Genomic DNA, 20,523 nt, shown 5'->3' with positions numbered 1-20,523 from the left:
AAGGAATATTATGTTTCGTAAAGTAAGTCTCGACGACGTGATAATAAACTCTAGTCTTTTTGGCGATATAAGAATAGAACTATACCAAAAATATGAACAGTGTGATAAAGACTATTTTAGTTGTTTTTTTGTGAAAATTGATAGTGAAGATAGCTTACGCGAAAATTGGTTAGAAATAGTAAGCTATATTGGAACAGAATATATTAGTAATTTGGATTCTGAATTCTCGATTTGGAATGTATATGTTGTTTTCGCTCTTGATGGCATTGTTAATCGGGATATCAAGTACATGATTGAGAACAATAAATTATTCTTGAGAAAAATTGTATTAGATTCTGGGTTTACGTATGACGAGAAAGAAGTAATCAACTTTCTGAACAACAAGATCCTCGGTAGTGATATTGAAGTTACTCAGCATGAGGAAATAAATGTTGAACTCAACTATAGTGATTTAACACAGGATTTGCTTTCTAGTATTAAAGAAATATCAAATACTGACAAATCTAGAGTACAAAGAAGTGAATGGATTGAGAGTTTTTTAAGATAATAGTATGAAGATAAAAAAAGTAGAACTTCAAGCTTTCAAAAGTTACCTCCACAAAAAAGATGCCACATTTGACTTTACATTGCCAGATGGCACGACTGCTAATCTAGTATGTATATATGCACCCAATGGATTTGGTAAAACTTCGTTCTACGACGCAGTAGACTATGGTATAACAAGAAACATAACTAGATATATTAGAAATCAAAGTACTAGAGTTTTTAATAGCAAAATAGCTGATGCTATTGGAAAATTTAGTAAGCAACAAGAAACTCCACAGAGTCAATATGTTCTAAGAAATAGATCTGCTCCAGATAATGTTAATACAACTATATCCATTGAGACAACTGTTGAAAATTTCTTCGAAAAAATCGATAGACCAAGAAAAAATAGTAAAGATTATCAATTCGATGAAAGTAATACACCTGAAGATAGAGCTTTTTTCAGAGAGGTAATGCTTTCTCAGGAAGCAATTGACTCATTTCTTCGTGAGGATAAAGCTGAGTTAAGATATTCTCAATTTATGGAATTCCAACCGACAAAGGTTAGATTAATTGAGAGTGAACGTCAAATAATAACTCGACTTTTAAGTGATATTGGGAAGAAAGAAAAGGAGCTTGATAAGGAAATAAGAGCTCTAGAAGACAAGATTGATTCGTTTACAATAAGCGATGAAACTAGGGAAAAAGCAAATTCTATCTACGAATCATTGATAAAGAAAGGATACGATATCCCCGGAATCAAAGAAGAATTCGATGAACTACAAAAAAATGAAAAACAACTGTTAGTCGGGCTAGAGAAGTCCAAAATAGAGAAAGAACTGGAACAGCTTGAACAAGAAGCAGTTATTATATCTGATCATAGAAAAAATTTAGAAATTTCATTTGAGAAGTTTAAAAAGCAGATACAAATTTCTGAGTCAATTAGTAGGGCAGAAGAACGTATTGAGCTAATTGGTAGATATTCTAAGTACAATGATGATTTAACTAAAGTAAACCAAGAATATAAAAATCAATTTCATAAGTGTGAAACAATTTTTTCCAAGATATCAGTCTTTAATAAATTCGAAAGTATCATTAAAGACCAAGAAGAAAGTAAGCGGGTCACTAGCGATCTGGAGATTGTATTGAACCAATCAATACAGAATAGGAACAAAATAGAATCATCTAAACATCTATTATCCGAGCAATTATTATCTAATACTGAGTCGCTTCAAAAAATTAACAAAAGTATAAGTAATATAGATATTACATACAAGTCCATTGAAGAGCACACCCAACTTCTTAATGCATATATCTTGAGAAAGGAGAAGGTAGAAAAATCAATTATCAACAATGAAAGTAAGATTCGTGTTGCTGATGATACAATATCGAAACTGAATAACATCAAATTTACCGACGAATCTTGGATGCGCCAAAGCTGCTTGTCGTATGAAGAAGTTAATATTGACCTGCTATTTCTAGAATCAAAAGTGAAAGATAGAAGAAGGTTAGAATTAGAAATTGTTGCTATTGATTCTTTATTATCGAAATTTATAAATCGCGGGGATAATTTATCTCGCTTAATTGATGATAGCTTAAACTTTATCAGCTTTGATGAAAACAAAGAATTAACGCAATGTCCGGTATGTTCAACTGATCACCACACTCATGATAAATTGTGTGAAGCTATAGGTAGTAATAGTCTTCTCGAAGACAAAGAAAAAGAATTACAAACAAAAAAATCTAAGTTACTAAGTCAAATTCAAGAAATAAGCATTGAGTATGAACAGTCTCGTAAAGGTGCTCAATTATACACCGAATCAAAACTTAGAGATGTAGAGACAAATAAAATCTCTTTATCGAACGAAAAAATGGCATTGGATAAGGATTTAATGTCATTAAATTCTATGATTCATAAAAGTGAAGATATTATTGATCGACTACGTAAAGAAACTCGATCTCTAGATAAATCATCTTTATTTGATCTTTATCAAGGTGAAATATCAAGCAAAAAGAATTCCAATGTTATCATTTCGGAAAAGATTATCCAGTTAGATGCTGAACTTAATGAAATTGAAAATAGAATCGAAGCTATTCGTTTAGAACTATCAAATAATACTGAAAATGAAGATGACGCAAAGTTTTATATTGAATACATAAGCTTTTTGTCTGATATGGGTATAGATATCTCAACGCTTAATTCGAACGAGGCAGTTAAAAAGATTAGTGTTAGTTTAGATAGTAAAATACTAACGTTTAACCAAAAGTTAGATAGCCTTGGTCTTGAACAAGAAAGGTTGAAATGTAATATTGAAGATATCGAAAGTACTATTGACGGCTTGACTAATGAAAGAGTGAAACTAGTAAAAGAATTAGAGCGAAATTCATTATCTAGGCTACAAGAGAATTATACTCATCTAGGTGCAGAGAACAAAAGGTTTATAGATTTTTGTTTGGTAAATGAACTAAAAGATACACTTTATGACAAAAGTTTCTTTGAACTTAATAATGCTGTCGAAACTATGTTTAAAGACATTAGTCATAAAATACTATCGATTAAACAAGGGCTTAGTGAAATGGCAATCTTCGACGAATTGATTCAAGAGCTTTATGCCATGTTTGCTAAAACCAGACTAAGTACAGAGTTGTCACAATTAAATTTACGTTTCACTAGAATGAGCTTTCTCAAAGAAAGCCTTGAAAATGATCTGGAAAAGATAACGAGTACTTTAAAAAGCCTAGTTGATGGATATTTCTATAAAGATCTGATTAATAGAATATATGAAAAGGTTGACCCGCACCCAGAGTTTAAAGAGATAAAATTTGAATGTTCATTTCCAGATAGCGCTAATCCACAATTGAATGTCTTTGTGCAAAAAGAAGAAAGTAGTGACTTTATTTCTCCGAATCTTTCATTTAGCTCTGCGCAAATAAGTGTTCTTAGCTTAAGTATATTTTTAGCAAGAGCAATTAACAATGGAGGGTATAAAAATGAGCCATGTGAATGTATATTCATCGATGATCCAATTCAATCAATGGACTCTATTAATATCCTTTCAACTATAGACCTTCTAAGAAATGTATCTCTTAACTTAGATCGACAGATAGTGATATCTACCCACGATGAAAATTTCTTTGAGTTAATGAAGGTAAAGTTACCTTCAGGCCAATCTAAGTTTTTCTCTCTTGTTTCGTATGGTAGAGTCGAAGAGTCTCTAGCTGATTAAATATCTTGGGCTATTTTTCTACGAAGATAGCCCAATCTTCGCAACTTATCTATTAGCAATCTAATTTCGTGTCAGCTTTTAGCTTCTTGGCTGCTGTCTTCCTCAACTTTATCTAAATCCATCTCTCCCTTAACCAGCTCCGCCAACTCATCTGCATGCGCAGTATGAGCATCCAATCCTTCGAGTAGCTCTTGCTCGGTCAAAGTCATCTTTTTCATTTCTGTAGCCTCGTCAGTAAGCAATTTATTCGAAAGTATAACACTGATATAGGATTTACTCGGAAACCGTTTAGAGGTTCTTTGAGGCACTTTCGGATATGTTCTCGAGTTAAAGAATAAAGTAGGGGGAGTGGCGCAGTGATTTGAGTCGTGGTGAAAATGGGTCTAAGATATTTGAGAGAGAAACTACTGTATAAGTCCACTATTCGTCCACACTTAATCCACCCAAAAATGATGTGGTTATAGTGGGTTCAGGTAAAGTGGCTAAGTTTCAGTAAGTTGAAGAGAATTGAGAGCGTTTTTGAGGGCTCAAAAACGGTGAAACCCCGATGTTGGTAGCATCGGGGTTTCGAATTTTTAGATTTCTCGGATGGTAAGGCCGATTATCTTATATGCAAAAGGCTGGATTTAATCCTATTTAATTCCTTGGTAGGGAATTAGATACGGATGAAGTCCATGTGCTCAACTTTTGGCTTGTAAGCGTGACGTTGAACGTCTTGTGGCTTAACTTTAACTTCAGCGCCGTCGATCACTAGAACGATACCTTCGTAGAACTCAGGCTTGTCCATTTGGTTCATAACTTCGTCGTGGTTAAGAACGATAGATACTGCTGCTTCTTCACCGCCGTATACAACTGCAGGGAATTTACCAGCGTGACGTAGGCGGCGGCTCGCACCTTTACCTAGTTCAGTACGTACTACTGCTTCAAATTTCATAGTATTACTCTCAAAAATTTAAGATATTCATATTCACACTAACAATGCGACCTTGTCATGTGTGGTAAACGCTCAAGAGAAATTGGTAGTAACTCTGTAAGCGAGCGCGGATACTATCACTCTATCCCAATCCTAGCAATAGATATTCGCGTTTCAGCCCTATTTTAAGAGTAAATAGAATCAATCGGTTAACTTTAACTCAGCTAGCTTGGGTCGGAGTATAAATGAGATGATGAACCGAATCTGAATAAAGCCCTCACTAGCCGTTAAGTATACCCCTTGTAATCTAGATACCAAGTTAAAGAAACATGTCTATTCAGGATTATAAGGAGCACATTATGGGCCCACTAAGCATTGTAGTTATCACGTTAAACGAAGAGAAAAGAATCGGTCGTTTGATGGAGGACCTAAGCAAGCAAACGCACAAAGATTTTGAAGTCATTGTGGTGGATTCAAACAGTGAAGACGCAACTAGAGAAGTTGTTGCCGCTTATGAGGCATCATTACCAGAACTGACCGTGCACAAAATGGAAACTCGAGGTGTAAGCCTTGGCAGAAACACAGGTGCGGAGCTCGCTAAGTATGAACGTATTCTGTTTTTAGATGCTGATGTTCAACTAGAGTCGACTTTCCTAGCCAATGCTATTAGCCAACTAGAAGATAAACAGCTAGAAGTGGCAGGCGTTTATATGGGTGCTAAGAACCTCCCATTGGTGCATAAAATGGGCTATGGCTTGTTTAACCTAGGTTTGTTTGTGACTCAGTTTGTTTTTCCGACGGCAGTTGGCGCATGTATTTTCTCGACAAAGCGCGTACATCAACAGCTAAATGGATTTGATGAAGAAATTGTTCTTTGTGAAGACTGTGATTATGTAAAACGCGCGAGCAAAACATGGCGCTTTAGATTCCTTAACCTAACATTTGGTTTTGACCCACGACGTCTTGATCAAGATGGTGTGTTTAAAATGGGCGCAACCTATTTGAAAGCCAATATCCGTCGTTTCTTCCGTGGTGAAATGCGAAACAACGAGATGGAATACAAGTTCGGTCACTACAAAGAGCAATAACTGCCGGGTGACTTGCGATGTTTGAAGGATTCAGTCTATTCATTGGGGCTTTGTTGGATGCACTAATTGGCCCCAATTTATTTGTACCAGGTGAGCCTTTCTTGATTGCGGCAGGTTATCAGCTGCATCAAGGTGTAATCACTGGAGTCATTGCCGTGCTTCTTGGTGGTTTTATTGGCGACCAAGTAAGTTATTTCATTGGCCGAAAGCTGGGGATGCCTGCGCAGAAGAAGTTAACTAAGTGGCAGCCCAAAACACGTCGTCCAATTGCTAGATGCCGACATTTAATGGCGAAGAAAGGGAACTATGTATTGGCGTTTGCTCGATTGCTTGGGCCAGTTGCGTGGGTGGTGCCTTTCATAGCTGGTACTCAAAAGATTACTTGGCAAAGGTTCACGCTGTTTTCAACAATTGGTCTCGTGTTAGGAGTTGGTCAGTTTGTGGCTTGGGGATACCTCCTATCTTATGGTGTGGAAAGTTTCCCCTTAATTGGTCAAGCAAAAGCGATCGCTGTGGAACATATTCCTAGCATCATTGCGATTTGTGTCAGTATCGCTTTTTATCTGATTGGTAAGCGGTTACGTTGGCGCTTTATATTCACCAAGTTTACCGCGGTTCTTGTCATTTCGATGGTTTATGCGAACTATGCACATTTCTTTTTTTATGCTGATGATTTTCAAGCAGAAGCGAATGCGAAGACAAAAATGCTTGCTCAAACTGAGATTGCACCAACGGATGTGACATTTAAAGTCTATCCGGGTAAATCATCGGTATTTGATGCTCAGGCGGTGAATATTCTTTATTACGGAGATAACCCGAGAGCCTTGATGTTGGATTTAGGCTGGATTGAAAACAAGACATTTTCACGCAATGACTTAGATTTCATGGAATACATTCAGTTATTGAAAGATAAAACGCCGCCAGTATCTGATTTGTATTGGAACAACATCCCACAGGAAATGGCCTTTCAGTTACCTGGAGATCTAATGAAACGCAGCCACATTCGCTGGTGGCAAGCGGGTATTGATTCCGTAACGAAGCAGAAGTTTTGGGTGGGTGCTCTGAGCTACGATAATGGCCTACAGTTAACCCCGTATTCAGGAATTCTGACGGTGTTACATAGCGTCGATCCGAATGTAGATATGGAGCGAGATCGGTTTGCTGAGCAAATTAGCACTCAATTTCCGTCTAAGAGAGTAGAACTTGCATTGTTGAAACCTCCTGTCGTTTTAGACGAAGAGCATGACTATTTTACTGATGGTCGAGTGCTGCTGGTTTCTGAAATGTAATTCCGCTATCTAAAAGCTGCCCATAAGTGATTTATTGCTTTGTTTTGGGCAGTTGTTTGCCTAAATTTTTCTGCTTAATCGCCTTTAAGGGTTGGTATTAGGGCGATCGTCAAAATGGCATTAACTTTGCGTTAAGGCATAAGTTTGTTTTTGATTAGAACACTTATGATTAGCGCAAAGGATTTATCATGCCAAGGCTGAAGTTCGAAATAAAAGTTGAGGGAGTCGATGATGATGTATTTGTCGTTCGCGAATTTCATGGTAGTGAATCTTTATCGAATGATATTGCACAAGCGCAGGGTCTTGTTTGTGGGTACTGTTATCAAGTTGAGCTAGCGAGTCGACGAACGAATATTTCTCCTGATCTCATCGTTGACCAGAATGCCTGTTTAGAACTCTATCGAAATGGTGTTCTTGAGCGCACAATAGGTGGCATTGTTCGGTCGTTCACCAAAGGTGATACTGGTCACCATCATACTTTTTACTCAATCCAACTTGTTCCTTCATTAGAACGGTTATCTTTGCGGCACAATAGCCGAATCTTTCAATATCAATCCACGCCTGAAATCATCTCTATTTTGTTACAAGAAATGGGCATAGTGAACTACGCCTTTTCCCTTCAAAACGAATACCAGCAACGAGAGTATTGTGTTCAATACAGGGAAACAGATTTAGCCTTTATCAATAGGCTGATGGCCGAAGAAGGGATCATATTTAGCTTTGATCATGAAGGTGCTAAGACTCGGGTTGTATTCAGTGATACAAGCCTTGGCTTAATGAAACTAGAAGACAATATTCGATATGCTCCCGCTAGCGGAGGTGAAGCAGAACACGCTAGTGTTTCGAGCTTGATAGAAACAAAGCAGTTTGGCATTAGCTATGTAGAGTTAAATGAATACAGCTTTTTAAATCCGTATCACCGATATTCACACGAACGAATAACGGCTGACAATGGTTACCAAGATACTCAAAGCTATGAACACTTTGATTTTCATGGCAATCACGAAGGAGATGGCCTTGCCCAAAACTTGGTGAATACCCGCATGAACGCGTTAAGTCGTTACAATCATACTGCTGAAGCGAAAAGTGATGACATGCGATTACAGGCAGGAATTCGATTTTCTTTAAGTGAACATCTTGATAAGAACGCCTGTGTAGATTGGCAAGTGGTCTCGATTTATATTGAAGCAAAGCAGCCACAAGCATTGGAGGAAGAAGGAGGAGTTGGAGCGACAACCTATAAAAATGAGTTGTTTTTGATTCCTTCGGTTGAGCGGTGGGTGCTGAGCCCTCAAATTAAACCAATTGTTGATGGTTCATCAATTGCGATTGTAGTCGGGCCTGATGAGGAGGAAATCTACACCGATGAGTTTGGCCGAGTTAAAGTTCACTTTCCTTGGGATCGTTATTCAAATACCGATGAACATAGCTCTTGTTGGGTAAGGGTGTCACAAAACTGGGCGGGGTCTGAATATGGCATGTTAGCGCTGCCAAGAGTTGGACAAGAGGTCATTGTATCATTTTTAGGTGGTGACCCAGATCAGCCTATCATTACAGGAAGAACATTTAATGCAATTAACCTCCCACCTTATCCGTTACCAGAGCATAAAACGAAGACAGTCATTCGTACAGAGTCTTACCAAGGGAATGGATTCAATGAGTTAAGTTTTGAAGATCATTCAGAACGAGAGCAGATTTATATCCATGGGCAAAAAGACTTCAATGCCAAAGTTAACAATGACGTAAATACTTCAATTAAAAACGACAGTCATCTAATTGTCGAAAATGACCAGCTTACGCATGTTGAACAAAACAAACATTCCACGATAGATGGAGAATGTCGAACGAATATCACCAAAGATCTGAGTGATATTGTGGATAGTAGCTTACATCACCAAGTCTCAAACAAACTTTGCGCTGAGGCTGGACGAGAAGTGTCGTTTAAATCTGGGGCAAAAATCATAGTAGAGGCTGGAGCAGAAATTACGCTCAAGGCCGGTGGTAGTTTCGTTAAAGTTGATTCAAGTGGTGTCCATCTTGTAGGGCCGGCAATCAATTTAAATTCGGGAGGTAGCGCAGGGAAAGGGACTCAGTACAGTGGGCAGATTGCAAGTGGTCCAATCGGTGTTTCTTCTCCTGAAGCTCCAGATGTTTCAAAAGCAGTTCGCCACCAAGCATTGTTAACCGCAGAGGAAAGTCATATTCCGCTTGTGAAACCTTGTCCAAAAGAAGGGGTAAACAATGCTGTCTGATTGGCTTAAATCATATGAAAGCGGGACCTATTGGTTAGCTGACAACCATGCTCACAAATGCGCAGTAGAAATCCATGGGTTTGGTTTTAATGATGCAGTACCGCTTTTTTCGGGTCCTATGTTCGAGTCGACTCTAAGCCTTTCTCCTTGGCTAATTCCCGTTTCGAATGAAGTATTAAGCATCGATGATAAGGTGTTAAATCTTGGTATCGGTCTAAATAGTTCCGCTGAAATGAGCGACGTTCTGGCTCATTTACGAAGCTTATTGTTAGCTTCTTACCAAGGTGAGGACGTCGTATTCCGTTATTACGATAAATCTGTCATTGGACCCATGTTATCTGTAATGAATCAGAGTGAGGTCAACCACTTACTAGGCAATATAGATGAAGTCGCTTTAGCAGATGAATCACTGAACCGTTACTCCAATAACTCGCAAGAGGAATTTGCGCTCAAGGAAGGGGTATGGTGGAAAGTTCAAGAGCGTCATTTAAAGCCACTTTACAACGTGAACCTCCATGCTAAGTCCATTGAGCGAAGATGGTGGAACTTACTTCCCCAAATGATGGAACGTCTTACTGCTCCAGAGATGGTTATTAGTGGTGCGCTGACGAGAGCGAAAACAAAGGGCTATGATCCAGAACAATGGGAAGCGTGTGCTCTCATCGAAGTTTCAACCAAAACTGAAACGCACTTGAGCGAACTCTCGCAGCCGTTTCAATTGACATTTGAGGAGTTAAAAAGTCTAGAGAAGATTAAAGAGGCTTGGATATGAGTATTGATACAGGAAGCAGCCCTTTTATTCTTCCATGTGAAAAGTGTTCTCGCTGGATAGAAATATTCATTCGTGATGAGTTCAACAAGCCATTTTCTGGTGTTTCGGGAACTTTAACTGATGCAGCGGGGAATGAGTTTAATGTGACGTTGGGTGAAGAACCGGTTTTCATTGAAGGGTTAGCCCCAGGCCCAGTATTACTTCATTTAGACAGTGAAGAGTGGTTGATTGAGTCTCAACAAGATGAGCACAAACCAAATAATGACACTAAGCCAACCTCAGAATTTGCAGATGAGTACGTTAATGACCAAGGTGACAAAGCGATCTTCGTAAACGTTACCGCTGGGGACTTAACTGAGCTAGTTGAAGGGCAAACATTACCGCCACGCCATGAAAAAGGTCAAGCAGACTCTCTAAGACTCATTACAGACAATAGTTATGTGCTGCAAGTAAGAGGCTTTAATTTTATTACTTTACGTGTAGGGATGTTTTTTGATGGTACCGCTAATAATACCTACAGCGCACAGTGGGGTAAGAAAGAGCTAGATAAGTATTACTATAAGTGGCGCCCGAAGTATGAGGTAAACAAGCACAAGCCAGTCACTCAATGGCCTGAAGAATTATTCAAGTACCCCAAAAATGATAAGTTCCACTTTTTCTGGGAAGAAGATTACGCAGTTGATGGCAGTGCTTCGAACGAATTGACGAATATTCAAAAGCTACATGATTTGTATTTGAGAGATGTATATCTAGAAGATGAGAGAGTGTTTGTTCACCCAGAGTATGTAACTGGGATTGGTACTGGTAATGAAACGGATAATACAAGGCCTGCAGATGAATCAGTGCGTATTGGACAAGGGATGGGACTTGGAAAGTATGGTGTTGAGGCTAAAGTAGAACAATGTATTGAACAGCTTTGTAGAAGTTTAAAAGAAATAAGATTTACAGAGGGCTATCAAAAGTCCAAAGCGGAAGGTATATCAAATATTGAGCTAGATGTGTTTGGATTTAGTCGCGGAGCGGCAGCAGCGAGGCATTTTGTAAATATCGTTGTTGATGGTGAGAAGGGGAGTTTTTCGAGTCAATTTCTTAAAGCATGTAAGGCCAATAAAATCGCGTTGAAGGCTGGCTTCGATTGGGGTAAGAATGATTCATGTTGCATTAAGTTTGTTGGTCTGTTTGATACCGTTGCCGCTATCATTGACCCATTCAATGGAGATTTTACCCCTCATAACGATGATAATGGCGATGTTCGACTTTGGTTGGAACCGAGTAGAATTGACAAAGTTGTCCATCTTACAGCTCATAAAAAAACTGAGTATCGATATAATTTTTGTTTGAATAAAGTTAATCCCAACAACAAGTTTGAAGAATATACTGTTCCGGGTGCTCATTCTGATATTGGTGGTGGTTATCAGTCATCAATGGCCTATGCAACATTAGGGGATCACAAACAGGGAAGATACTTATTACCGTTATTAGAAAGTAAGCCGATTAAACGAATGACAAGTGTTTTGGGTAGTAAGAGCTACGATGAGGTAGAGGCTTCGTTGGAGGAGAAACTCAACAAAATTATTGAACATGAAGCTCATTTAGGTTGGAAAAAAGACGACTATACCATTGGTTATAAGTTAGTGAGTCAAGGTAAGAATGATAAAGTCAATTTGGAAGGGACTTTATATAAGAAACGAATTGTTGAAGGAGATCTATCACGTTTGTATCTTCGCATTATGTTTGGCTTCGCAGAGAATTATAAAGTTCCGTTAGATGATAAATCTGGCGCTATCTGGACTGGGGAAGGCGATGGACTTTATTCTGTGCCTAGTCAAATTGGCAATTACGATTTTGCCGACCTCTGTAGAAAAGCGTTGTGTGAGGCAAAAGAAGGCAAATTGCTTCAAGTTTTGAACGTACATGGGATCGAAGACGTCAAAGATAGCTCAATAATGTCTAAATTGATGCAGGCTAATCTTATACATCATTCTTCTGATCGTACAATCGCAAACATACCTCATAAGGTAGGTAGCACATATGCACGTAAAGTTTTTGAATGTACACAGGAAAGCTAATATGAAGATACTTATCTTAATGTTGCTTTTTATTGTTCCTAGTGATGTTTATGCATTTGCTAAAACACCTGAAGTACCAAGCGATATGCCTAAATGGCGAGTGGGATACGCGATGTCACACTTGTACCCTGCTAAAGTTACACAAGCATATGGCGTGAACGAACAAGGAGATTGGACTTCATTTCTTCATAATGATCAGCAGTATTTGTTTAGAACCGAGCTATCTCGTATGCACCGCTATTTACCTGATTATGATGGGTACGGAATTGTGTTGGGAACCCCTGTGGGGTATAGCGGGCAAGTTATGGGGACTCAAATTCTTCCCGATTCTGTATATATCTATTGGTCTTCAATTTCTAATCAACGATTTTTTCTAACTAAGTTTGACTTGGGAGATAGTCTAAAAAAAGAAATGGTCGAAAAGCGTATATTTACCACTTGGGATGGAGTTGAGCTTGACTGTTATAATAAAGATATCATTTTTGGCTTTCTCCCGAATGGAAATACCAAATTGTGGCTGCGGGGTTGTGGTGAGTACAAATACATTACAGAGCTGAAACCAGAGGCAGAACTAACAGCCGATACATTTGGCAATGACGCTGACATATACAAAGCCAACTATGGTAAGAAAATGGCCGCAAGAGCAAAAGAAGTCGGTGCTGTTTTGGATCCAATTCCTTGGGACAGGGTTGATAAAGTGTATTCAGATATAGATTAGGCCAGTTAAACTAAACAATCTAAGCCCAGCAACTCGCTGGGCTTTTTCATTTTGTGAAATTTAAGATATGGTTAAGGTAATAAAACGAAAATAATCAGATTATTACCTATGTTGTTGATTAACGATAAGTACATACTTAATGTGCTTGCTGGTATTTTAGAAGAACGGGAAAGTGGCGTTAAAATCGCACTTGGAGGCAACGAAGTCGCTCTACTGCAATTCATGATTGAGCACCCTCAAGAGCCGTTGTCAAAAGCTAAGCTGCTCGACGAAGTGTGGTTTAAAAAAGGTGTGGTGGTTGAAGAAAGTAGTCTACTTCACGCAGTATCAACGTGTCGAAAAGCGCTAGATGATCGCAGTGGAGAAATCATCACAACCGTAAGGGGAGTCGGTTATCAGTTCAACGGTAGTGTGACACCTTATCAACCGGAAACAAAACAACCGTCCTCAAACACCGAAAATACGACAGACACAACCACCATCAAGAGAAATAATACTCTCTACTTGGCTGCTTTTAGTTTAAGTGCGTTAGCTGCTTTTTTTGTTTATAACGCAGTAAGCTCTCCTTGGGTCGATGCGGACTATACTGAGCAGCGCTATCTTGGATGTGTCGTCCCAACAGGGGATGACTCCAAACCACAGGTACTCAATAATGTTAGAGCATTCACTACAGGAAATCAGGTGATACTAATAGACCAAGATGGCCGCTCAGTCAGTTACATTCCTAGTGAAGTTGAGGTGAAGTGTGAATAAAAAAATATTACTCGCATGTATCGCTTCTGGATGTGTGGTTGGCACCTTAGCAGCAAATGTTGGCTCGCCTACCGTGTATCATTCGTTATCGAGTGAAACGAATATTGTGCTTAAATCAAATGAAGGCATTCACCTTATGAAGATGAATGCAGGGATCAAACTAAAGCGTTCGGGTAAGTATGAAATGTATTTTCTTACTGATCAAAAGGTAGGTTTCAATACATCAGGTGACTATCATTTCCAGCGTTATGGTCTTTCTCTTATGCCGGAATCTTCGGAGCAAGTCCTCCCATCAACAAACAATGCGACGATCGTTGACATCATGTTTTCTCAGCGAGGGATGCATTCGCTGGAAGATTTAAAGCGTATCCCACTTTCAGACAGTGAAATGATACTGGTAGCCCCAAGATACTCATATTTGTTTTCTGAAAACACGGATTAACCAAGAGCTGAAAAACCTAAAAGGTCACATTTCAATTATGATGAGATGTGGCCTTTTTTGTATTTTAATCTTTTAAAATCAATGTTTTGATGTTTTTTAAGGTACGTTAAGCATGAATCATTATCTGGCTGACAAAACCCTAACTTTGACGAAAAAATCTTAGGTATAACAACGGCAACTTTCATTAATTAGAGTCGCCGAAATGAATAAAACTAAGACTTTATCACTGTCTATTTTGTCCCTTAGTATCCTAACTGCCACCCTTCCTTCTTATGCAGAATCAGTCGAAAGCGTACCTGTGACTGTCGAAATTACTCAGCACAGAGTGTCCAGTTCTACGATTGATGAAGTGGGTAAACTAAAAGCGACGGACTCTGCTGCTTTGACATTCAGCGCTGGTGAAAAGCTGAAGCTCCTCAATTTCAATGATGGTGATGTGGTTAAGAAGGGAGACTTAATTGCACAGCTCGATGACTCGCAAGCGAAAGCTGAACTAGACAAAGCGAAAAGCTCATTGGCGCTTGCGGAGTCAAAACTGGCTCGTGTTCTAGCTCTCATAAAAAAACAACCTGACTCAATGTCTGCGCAAGATGTTGAAGAGATCAAGCAACAAGCGAGTTTAGCGAAAGCGGATTACAAACAGAAAGAAACCGACCTTCAAAGCTACCAATTAACCGCGCCGTTTGACGGACAGCTAACCAACTTTACACACTCTGTCGGCAGTCGAGTTGAAGCTGCGACGGCGTTGGTCAGTCTGATTAAACTTGACCCAGTTGAAGTACATTACTCCATTTCCCAGTCTGAAGTCGGAAAAGCAAAGCTAGGCCAACCCGTATCACTCAAAGTCGACGCGTACGGTGAAACCACCTTTACAGGGCACGTTGACTATATCGCTCCTCTTGTGGATGAAAACTCAGGCCGAGTCGAAGTCCATGCTCATTTAAGCAATGCTGATAATCGTTTGGTTCCAGGGATGTTCGCCAAAGTCTCTCAAAGTGTAGGTGATGAGTCAGATGATGTTGTTGTTTCTCAAACTGCGATCGGCACGGACGGAGAACAACGCTTTGTTTGGGTAATCGAAGGTGACAAAGCAACAAAGCGTCTGGTTGAACTAGGCGACAACACAAACGATGGCTATGTTGCGATTGATACAGGTTTAACGATTGGGGAAACCGTTGTTGTGACAGGACGTCAGAACCTAAGCCAAGATTCCGTTGTTTCAGTTAAAAAGAGCAAATCGCAACAAGCTCAGTCACCTGTGACGCTGCCTGCTCAAAACTTACCTGTAGAACCCGTCGATGAGGGTAAACAAGAAGCGACAGATAACGACCTGCCAGAACTTAAAGAGAATAAGACTGCTGAGCCTAAAGTAGATACGTCAGCGGAGGTAAATAATGAAGCTGCCTGAAATATGTATTAAGCATCCAGTACTCGCATCCGTGTTGAGTATTGCGATTGTGCTTCTAGGGATCGTTTCATATCAGAAACTTGCCATTCAGTACTTTCCTGAACGCCAGACTGCATCAGCGACGGTGAGTGCTTCTATTACCGGAGCAAGTGCAGAATTTATGTCGCAGAACGTAGCAGAAGGGATGATCACTGCTGCAACGGGTTTGGACAAGATTAAAACCATGACGACGGACTGCCAGGAAGGCAGCTGCTCACTCAAGATTCAGTTCGAGGATGGCATTAGCGAAGTCGAGTATGCGAGTTTGATGAATAACTTGCGTAGTAAGATAGATGGGATCTCTGATTTCCCACCTGCAATGACTGATAAGCCAACCGTAACTGATGACTCTTCCGAAACTTCGATGCCAAGTAATATCATTACTTTTGTGAATAAGGGGACGATGGAAAAACAGGAGATGTTTGATTTCATCAATCAGCAGCTTTCCCCTCAATTTAAGAATGTTTCGGGTGTTGGTGGTGTGTGGGGACCTTATGGTGGTTCCAGCCGAGCAATTCGCGTTTGGTTACAGCCTGAACGTATGGCGGCGCTTAATGTCAGTGCTTCTGATGTGGTTGGCACATTAAGCACTTACAACGCAACCTTTACGGCAGGGACAATTAAAGGTGAGGTGCGAGACTTCTCGATCAACCCTGTAAACCAAGTCACTACTATTGAAGACGTTCGTGACCTTGTTCTTCGTGTCGATAATGGAAAGATCATTCGTGTCAGTGATATTGCCGATATTCAGATGGGCGAAGAGAGCTTAGAACCGAGTATGCTTCATGTTGATGGTGATATGGCTATGTCGCTGCAAGTATTGCCATTAAAGACTGAAAACCCAGTGACGGTTGCTAATAGAGTGAAAACCGCGATGGAGTCCATGGAGGTACCGGAAGGTATTGAAATGAAGATGGTCTACAACCAAGCTGACTTCATTGAAGAAGCGATCGATCAAGGCTTTATGACACTGATTGAAGCGATCGTTCTGGTTTCTGCAATAGTGGTGCTGTTTTTAGGCTCCCTTCGTGTAGCGGCAATTCCTTTGATCACCATACCTGTGTGTGTGATTGGTGTTTTTGCTGTGATGGCTTTGCTAGGGTTCAGTATCAATGTTCTTACTATTCTTGCGATTATCTTAGCGATTGGATTGGTTGTTGATGATGCAATTGTTGTAGTGGAAAACTGTTACCGTCATATTGAAGAAGGGCAATCTCCATTTAATGCGGCACTTAAAAGCTGTAAAGAAATCGTCTTTCCAGTTATTGCGATGACCTTGACCTTAGCGGTCGTTTATCTGCCGATTGGTTTTATGTCAGGCTTAACTGCTGATCTGTTTAGACAGTTTGCTTACACGCTTGCTGCGTCAGTGATCATTTCGGGCTTTGTTGCACTGACTCTATCGCCGATGATGAGTGCATATATGTTGAAGTCAGTGACAACGTCCCCAAGCTGGTTTCAATGGGTCGAAGCTAAGTTAGATACCATGACGGACAAATACATGGCTTATCTAAATGGTTGGTTTGAACGTCCGCGATTGGTACTAGGCGGAATATCTGCGCTTATTATTTTATCTGGTGCCGCGGTATGGTTTATGCCAAAAGTGCTTCTACCTACAGAAGACACAGGCTTTATTGAAGTTTCATCGCATGGTCCTGCAGGAGCAGGTCGTCTATACGATTTAGAAAATGCTGATCAGGTTAATGCGGTTTTGGACGGCAATGAGTCGATTGAAGCGAACTTAGCTTACATTGAAACGGCTCCAACCAACCATGTATTGCTAAAACCTTGGGAAGAGCGAGAAAAAAGCGCTGATGAGATCATTAATGAAATGATCGCTAAAGCGGGTGAGACGGTTTCAGCGTACAGCACCTCTTTCTCGGTACGTTCTGCAGACAACTTAAGCGTCGCGGCTAATTTGGTGCTTGAACTTACGACGGTCAACAGAGACTTAGATGCTCTGTCAGATACCGCGAGTCAGGTGGTTGAACTGCTGGAAGGGTATGAGGGCGTATCCAACGTTAAGAACTCGACTCATAGAGACCAGCTACGATTTGATCTGTCCATCGACCGCAACGCAATCGTACTTTCGGGTGTTAACTACGGTAACGTGACCAGCGCAATTTCGACCTTCCTTGGTTCAGTAAAGGCGGCTGACTTGCAAGCGGATGATGGCTTTACGTATCCGATTCAAGTCCAAGTGAATCGTCAGGCTCTTGGAGACTTTAAGGTTCTGGATAAGCTGTATGTTAGTTCTGACTCAGGGCAAAGACTGCCACTTTCGCAGTTTGTATCGATCAAACCGGTGACCGCAGAGTCGAATATCAAAACTTACGGTGGTAAAGATGCTGCCGAGATAACCGCTGACCTAATGCCAGGTTTTAGTGCAAGTGATATTCAAGCTTACTTAGATGCTGAGCTACCTAAATTGCTTAAGAGTGGCCAGAACTATGAGTACAACGGAGTCATCAAAGAGCTCAACGAATCGGAAGCGGGCATGCAAGTTGTCTTTGGCTTAGCTCTTGTGTTTATCTTCCTAATTCTTGCTGCGCAATTTGAAAGCTTTGTTGACCCATTGGTCATCTTGGTAACGGTGCCGCTATGTTTGGTTGGCGCATTGCTGACACTAAGTGTGTTTGGTCATAGCTTGAATCTATATTCAAAGATTGGCTTGTTAACGCTAGTGGGCTTGGTGACAAAACATGGCATTTTGCTGGTGGAGTTTGCCAATCTAAAACGTAAAGAAGGTCATGATGTTATGGCTGCAGCGTTAATGAGTGCGAAATCACGCCTAAGACCGATTTTGATGACGTCATTAACGATGATCATTGGCTCTCTGCCATTGGCGCTAGCTGAAGGTCCAGGCTCACTGGGGCGTATTAACATTGGTTTGGTGTTGGTTGGCGGTTTAACAATAGGAACCTTCTTCTCATTGTTTATTGTACCAATGGCTTATGTCGCGTTCGCTTCTATTACTCAAAAAGAAGAACCACTTGAATTAGTGACAGGAAGGTAAATATGTTGCTTATCAATGATACTCACGTCTTGGATGAAGCGAGTGGCTTCATCCATAGTTTGAAGAGCCAAATACGTCACCCAATTGGTATCAATGAGATCTCCTTGTTGAGCTATATGTTTACCAATAGTGGGAAAGTTCTAAGCAAACAAGAACTAATGGATGAGGTGTGGCTTAAAAGAGGCATCATCGTTGAGAGCAGTAGCTTATTGCACTCAATTTCAAGTTGCCGTCGAGGCCTAGAAGATAAAGCTGCGGAAGTGATTCGTACTGAGCGCGGGGTGGGGTACGAATTTACCGGCTCAGTGAAACGAATCGAATGTATGTCAGAGGTAATTGCCGAGCCTACAGTCGACAAGGTTGAAGAGCCAATTCAGTTATTGGAGGCAGACTTAGAGGCTAAAGTCGAGCCTGTAAATAGAAGTATTCCTTACATAAAGGTTTTAGGAATCTGTATAGCGGCGATGTTTGTCAGTTTTGTTGTTACCAAACAATTACGTGGTAGTGCATTAATCAGTGGTTACCAAAAGACGACTTATGATCAATGCACCTACACGCCAAATAGCACGGGAGAAAGTGTTTTTTATCAATCACCAGCGTTATATCAGTTTGAAAAACTAACGCTACTTGTTGATAAGGATGGACGATCAGTCAGTTTTAGTAATGATAGTGAGGTAGTCGATTGTGAATAGGACTTTAGTACTCGGTAGCGTGTTCTGCGGCTTAGTTGCGGGTTGTAGTTTGGCTTTGCTTGATAATTCAGAGTTAAATCGTCATTTCACGAGTAACACCGTGTCACATATCGAAATGGACGAAGAGCAGGGCCATCTTTCGTTGTCACTCCCGTTGCGTTTTGAACTGACTTTGAAAGAAAACCAGACGTATGGGGTGTTTGCAATGCTACCAAATAGTCAGGTAGGATTTTCAGGCAAAGGCGATTACAGCTATAACCATGAAGGGATGATGTTTGTTCATGATACCCACACGCCATTGGATTTGGAGAATGCGAAAGACGGGCTGATCGAACAACTATTTGTGAGACCAGGTGCGTTCGACGGTATGATGAAATTTGTAGATTTAGGGAATGACCAAGCCATCTTAGTCGGTCATAAAGTCGCCCTTTACCTTAAAGGGTAACACTACTCAATTACTCTACTTTAAGCGTCGCTCAGATAACACTGGCGGCGCTTTTTCATGTTGGAACTAAAATTGATAGCTTAGACTCATTGTACTGTAGATTTCATCTGGAGATTGGTCCTCAGCAACTGTGGTGTTGTATATATAGTCGATATCAAACACCAATGATAAGTTAGCCATTAGCGTGTTTTTAATGAAAGCTTTGGCATTATAATGAGTGTTTTCTTCACCGTGGGCGACATCAAACGTGGCTCCCATAGATAAACGCTCTGATACCACTAGTTCACTATCGATTGTTGATGATGCGATTACTTCATAGTTCATTTGACTGGGCAGCTCGGAGTCAAAAGCTTGTCTTTGCGTGATGCGGTAACCTGGACCAAGGGATACCGATGTTTTTATGAAATCACTGTTCATCAAGTAGATACCAAAACCTCCCATCAATACCCACTGTTTTCGATAGGTTCCGTAAAGGTCGTTCTCAAAGCGACTCGCTGCACGAACAAAGCTCGTTTCGTCAAAATCATACGTTGAACCGCCGTTGATGGTGTAGCGATTCGCGCCATCATCAACGTTATCTGCATCGGTATAGTAGCTTTCGAAAGAGGCTTTGTGGAGCCAAGCTTCTTTTGTATATGAAAGATAAAGAGCTGAGTTAATTGATAAAGACGAGCTAGTGTTCTTTGTGTAGATAAAACCCAGCTTAGTTTGAGTTACAAAAGGAGATTCAGGTTCACCGTCTTCACTATTTACTTGGGAAAGTGCTGGGAGGGGAAGTAATAACAACAGGTATCGGAACAGCTTCATAACGGGGCAACAAAGGTACTATTAGTTGGCCGGTATTGTCTTCCAAGACGATGTTATTCAGTGCTGAA

At 40.4% G+C, this 20,523-nt stretch carries 17 protein-coding genes; 14 read left to right on the top strand and 3 right to left on the bottom strand.

The window, feature by feature from the left end:
- Positions 1-10: 10 nt before the first annotated feature.
- Positions 11-547 carry an ABC-three component system middle component 1 gene (locus AAFX28_RS17620; RefSeq protein WP_408689577.1) on the top strand — a complete coding sequence of 179 codons (537 nt, stop codon included), beginning with the start codon at positions 11-13 and terminating at the stop codon, positions 545-547.
- 4 nt (positions 548-551) lie between these two features.
- Positions 552-3,752 (top strand): AAA family ATPase, encoded by a 3,201-nt coding sequence (locus AAFX28_RS17615; RefSeq protein WP_408689575.1) that lies wholly within the window; start codon positions 552-554, stop codon positions 3,750-3,752.
- Positions 3,753-3,823: 71 nt separating this feature from the next.
- Here AAFX28_RS17615 and AAFX28_RS17610 read toward each other — a convergent pair whose 3' ends face one another.
- Both AAFX28_RS17610 and rplY read right to left on the bottom strand, forming a co-directional pair.
- Positions 3,824-3,970: a hypothetical protein gene (locus tag AAFX28_RS17610; RefSeq protein WP_408689573.1), complete on the bottom strand. Its 147-nt coding sequence runs from the start codon at positions 3,968-3,970 to the stop codon at positions 3,824-3,826.
- 437 nt (positions 3,971-4,407) lie between these two features.
- Positions 4,408-4,686: a 50S ribosomal protein L25 gene (gene rplY, locus AAFX28_RS17605; RefSeq protein ID WP_408689572.1), complete on the bottom strand. Its 279-nt coding sequence runs from the start codon at positions 4,684-4,686 to the stop codon at positions 4,408-4,410.
- Positions 4,687-5,024: 338 nt separating this feature from the next.
- Between rplY and AAFX28_RS17600 the strand changes: the two genes are divergently transcribed.
- The 12 genes from AAFX28_RS17600 (at position 5,025) to AAFX28_RS17545 (ending at position 19,648) form a co-directional block, all read left to right on the top strand.
- Complete coding sequence (locus AAFX28_RS17600; protein WP_408689570.1) at positions 5,025-5,753, top strand: glycosyltransferase family 2 protein; 729 nt, start codon at positions 5,025-5,027, stop codon at positions 5,751-5,753.
- Positions 5,754-5,770: 17 nt separating this feature from the next.
- Positions 5,771-7,042, top strand: coding sequence for an LssY C-terminal domain-containing protein (locus tag AAFX28_RS17595; RefSeq protein WP_408689569.1), 1,272 nt, complete (start codon positions 5,771-5,773; stop codon positions 7,040-7,042).
- 188 nt (positions 7,043-7,230) lie between these two features.
- Positions 7,231-9,294, top strand: coding sequence for a type VI secretion system Vgr family protein (locus AAFX28_RS17590; protein WP_408689567.1), 2,064 nt, complete (start codon positions 7,231-7,233; stop codon positions 9,292-9,294).
- A complete protein-coding gene (locus tag AAFX28_RS17585) occupies positions 9,284-10,066 on the top strand; it encodes a DUF4123 domain-containing protein (protein WP_408689566.1) in 783 nt (260 codons plus the stop codon). Before AAFX28_RS17590 ends, AAFX28_RS17585 begins: the two co-directional genes overlap by 11 nt.
- Positions 10,063-12,135: a T6SS phospholipase effector Tle1-like catalytic domain-containing protein gene (locus AAFX28_RS17580; protein WP_408689565.1), complete on the top strand. Its 2,073-nt coding sequence runs from the start codon at positions 10,063-10,065 to the stop codon at positions 12,133-12,135. Before AAFX28_RS17585 ends, AAFX28_RS17580 begins: the two co-directional genes overlap by 4 nt.
- Before the next feature lies 1 nt (position 12,136).
- Positions 12,137-12,853, top strand: a complete 717-nt coding sequence (locus tag AAFX28_RS17575) for a DUF2931 family protein (protein WP_408689564.1) — start codon at positions 12,137-12,139, stop codon at positions 12,851-12,853.
- A gap of 108 nt (positions 12,854-12,961) precedes the next feature.
- The gene (locus AAFX28_RS17570) at positions 12,962-13,606 is read left to right on the top strand and encodes a transcriptional regulator (RefSeq protein ID WP_408689562.1); all 645 of its coding nucleotides are present in this window, start codon (positions 12,962-12,964) and stop codon (positions 13,604-13,606) included.
- The gene (locus tag AAFX28_RS17565; protein ID WP_408689560.1) at positions 13,599-14,048 is read left to right on the top strand and encodes a hypothetical protein; all 450 of its coding nucleotides are present in this window, start codon (positions 13,599-13,601) and stop codon (positions 14,046-14,048) included. The genes AAFX28_RS17570 and AAFX28_RS17565 overlap by 8 nt, the downstream gene beginning before the upstream one ends.
- Before the next feature lie 202 nt (positions 14,049-14,250).
- Complete coding sequence (locus AAFX28_RS17560; protein ID WP_408689558.1) at positions 14,251-15,456, top strand: efflux RND transporter periplasmic adaptor subunit; 1,206 nt, start codon at positions 14,251-14,253, stop codon at positions 15,454-15,456.
- Positions 15,443-18,511: an efflux RND transporter permease subunit gene (locus tag AAFX28_RS17555; protein ID WP_408689557.1), complete on the top strand. Its 3,069-nt coding sequence runs from the start codon at positions 15,443-15,445 to the stop codon at positions 18,509-18,511. Before AAFX28_RS17560 ends, AAFX28_RS17555 begins: the two co-directional genes overlap by 14 nt.
- A 2-nt stretch (positions 18,512-18,513) precedes the next feature.
- Entirely contained in the window at positions 18,514-19,203 is a 690-nt protein-coding gene (locus AAFX28_RS17550) for a transcriptional regulator (RefSeq protein WP_408689555.1), read from the top strand.
- On the top strand, positions 19,196-19,648 hold the full coding sequence (locus AAFX28_RS17545) for a hypothetical protein (RefSeq protein ID WP_408689554.1): 453 nt from the start codon (positions 19,196-19,198) through the stop codon (positions 19,646-19,648). The genes AAFX28_RS17550 and AAFX28_RS17545 overlap by 8 nt, the downstream gene beginning before the upstream one ends.
- A 66-nt stretch (positions 19,649-19,714) precedes the next feature.
- Here the strand turns inward: AAFX28_RS17545 and AAFX28_RS17540 are convergent, their stop codons facing one another.
- A complete protein-coding gene (locus tag AAFX28_RS17540; protein ID WP_408689552.1) occupies positions 19,715-20,455 on the bottom strand; it encodes a DUF481 domain-containing protein in 741 nt (246 codons plus the stop codon).
- Positions 20,456-20,523: the final 68 nt, after the last annotated feature.

The organism is Vibrio sp. TBV020 (assembly GCF_046056895.1).
In the GTDB taxonomy this organism is placed as follows: Bacteria; Pseudomonadota; Gammaproteobacteria; order Enterobacterales; family Vibrionaceae; genus Vibrio.
The sequence above is the reverse complement of the archived record's forward strand: the minus strand, read 5'-3'. Positions and strand labels throughout refer to the sequence as shown.